The 2,913-nt window shown below is 59.3% G+C and carries 1 protein-coding gene; it reads left to right on the top strand.

All coding sequences use genetic code 11. The annotated features are described in order from the left end of the window. Positions 1 to 178 precede the first annotated feature (178 nt). The coding region (locus ACP7CZ_RS26980; protein ID WP_426175480.1) for a hypothetical protein at positions 179 to 2,913 on the top strand (2,735 nt) is incomplete at its 3' end.

Raw genomic sequence — 2,913 nt, 5'->3', positions numbered from 1 at the left:
CGAAGTGTGCTGTTGGCGCTATCAAACGCCTGAATCCGGGCATTGGCTACTGTCAGAATTAACAGGTACCGATCCAGGTGCATCCTGCACTACCTGTTAATTCTGACAGTAGGCACGCCGCGATTTCAGGCGTTTGATAGTGGTAAGCCAACAGCGCACGACCGTGAGGATTCTCGCCATGCCCAAGATCAAAACACTTGACCCCCTCTTGCCGCCCATCGTTGTTCCGCTGATGGAACCGGCCATTGATGGTGATATCGAAGGGGCGCATGGCGGTATCGGCCTGCGGCATACCGAGGTGCCGTTGGTGGTCTACCTGATCAACCCCAAAGATGGCGTCACTCCGGGCAGTGTTGCCTCACTGTTCTGGGGCAACCGTAATATTCCCGTGGCCTCTACGCCGATTCGCGAAGGCGAGCAAAACCTTGACCTGTTCCCGATGACTGTTCCCGCGCACCATATCGTCCCGTACTTGGTCGACGGTGTACGTGGCATGCTAAGGCGCAGCAGCGGCAATGAGTCATTCACCGAAGAAATCAAGTTACGGGTCAGCCTGACTCGCCCCGGTGGCGAAGACAAAGACAGTCTGCCCGGCCACCAGGGGCTGGCGTATGAGGTCCCACCGGAGGTTTTGCTGCATGGCGTCAACCAGCAGCAGGCACTGGCGGGTGTCAAGATCATCATTCGCTACTGGCTAAACATGCGCGCTTATGACCTGATCACTCTGGCCTGGGGCTCGCAAGTGGTTCAGCACCGGGTCCAACCCGGCGAAGTGGGCTGTGACATCACCTTGACCGTCGACTACGCCACTATCAGCGCCGCGGGCAATAACCGGCTTACGCGCGTGGCTTACCAGGTGCGGGACGCGGGCGGCAATCTGCCGGAGGAGCGGGCGCGCTGGTCGGCGGTTTCATTGATTGATGTGCACCTCAATGAGGTGCGCCCCGAAGCGCCGTGGCTGCAGTTTCCAGACACCGGTACGAAAATCGACCTCGCGGAACTGGGCAGTTGGGATGTGGAAGTGGCCCTTTGGGTCCTCTCCCAGGAGGCTAGCGCCTATTCCCACGTGACGCTGATCTGGGCCGGTTTGGACAGTGAAGGCAATTCGATCCCTTATACGCACACCGAAGAACTCAGTAGAGCAGGCCTTTATACCTTTGAGGTTCCCAACGCGCTGGTGAGCGCGATTGCCGAAGGCAGCGCGAGCGTGCATGCCCTGTATCAGAATGGCTCGGTGCAACAGCCTTCCGAAAAACTCTATCTGGACGTCGTGGGGCAAGTCGTCAGGTGGCCGGCGCCGACGATAGACGAGGACCAGGGTGGCCATATCGAGCCGGATGTCGACGCGACCGTACGCTTCCCCCTTCAAGGGAGCTGGCCGAAGGACGGTTATATCGAAGTCATCTTCCGGGTCAGCAGCGCCGATAACACCATCGAACATCGCATCGGCCGCGAGGTCGACGATATTCCGCCCACGGCCGGTGGGGATTTGTTGTTTACGGTATACCCCGACGAACTGCGGCGTTTCGACGGCCACCTGACCGACGTGTTTTACGCCCATACCCGGCCCGGCGGCCGCCCGCAGGAGTCCCTGCGGTTGCAGATCGTGGTGGGTCAGATCAAGCGTACGATGCCCAAGCCGATTGTCGACAAGGCGATCAGCGGCCAGTTGAATCCGGATGATGTAGGTGCCTACGCCACCGTGTTTGCACCGTTTGGCGAAACACTGCGCGGCGACTGGATCCGCATGTACTGGCTTGGCCGGGGCGCCCGCACCGAAGTGCCGGTGGAGGTGGCCGTGAATGGCGCCACCACCGCCCACGACATCGAAAAATACTACGTGGAGAACAACCTGGATGAGTCGGTGACGGTGTTCTATACGCTGACACGCGCTGATGAGGCGATGCCGCGTTACTCACAGATCACCGAGGTGCTGATCAGCCGTGGCGTGGGCGAACTGCCGTCGCCGACCTTGCTTGAAGCGCAAACCACCGGCCCCGACACCGCCGACCTGGAACCCCTTAAGGTGCAACAGGGCACCCAATTGGTGGTGAGCTACGTGGGCATGCGCAACGGTGACTCGATCAAAGCCAGCATGGTAGGCGCCGGCAATGGCGGTTCGCCAGATATCCCGGCCAAACCTGGGAATGAAGCCTTGCAGGAGGTGGCGTTCGATATTTCCAGGGCGGCGATTGCGGCGAACATTCGTGACCACGTCACCACGGTGAAATACCACTATGTGGTAACCCGTGCGGGAGTCTCGGTCACGTCGGCAATTTTGACGGTGACCGTGAGGCCGATACCGCAATCGGAGCTGGCCAAGACGGTCATCAGGCTCAACGAGGCCAATAGCGCGACAAAGGTGTTGGACCTGGATAGCTTCGTCGGCAACGCGATGGCGCATGTCGGCACCTGGCCGTTTATCACCGCCCCTTATCCGGTCTCGTTGAAGTTTTTTGGTAGAACAACCGCTAATGTTGCTCATGACCTGACGCTGTTCAGTTTCAACAGCTCGTATGTCAATCCGAACTGGGTTGCCCAAGGCCGTTATGAATATCGCCTGTTGCGCACTTACCTCGATGGGTTGGGCCATGGCACAAAATTGAGGATGGAATTCAAAGCCGCCGTCAGCCTTAGCAAGGTTGAAGCCGAGGCGATCAGCTTTCCGGTGGTGGAGTACACCGTCAATACGCTCCCGGCAGAATTCCCTGTTCCCAAGTTGACCCAGGCCACGGGGACGGGTACCTCCGTTACCCTGGCGCCGTTGAATGCACAAAACGGTGGCACCGTGTCCGTGGAGTACACACCGATGTACACCACAGACAGCATCAAGGTGACGATGGTGGGGACAGCCGGTGCGGGTTCTCCGGTGATCCCGGCCAAGAATGGGGTAACGGCGGGCAAAGTCACGTT

It is taken from the genome of Pseudomonas sp. DWP2-2 (genome assembly GCF_049897065.1).
In the GTDB taxonomy this organism is placed as follows: Bacteria; Pseudomonadota; Gammaproteobacteria; order Pseudomonadales; family Pseudomonadaceae; genus Aquipseudomonas; species Aquipseudomonas paracarnis.
Note: the sequence above shows the minus strand (reverse complement) of the source record. Positions and strands in the feature narration are given on the sequence as shown.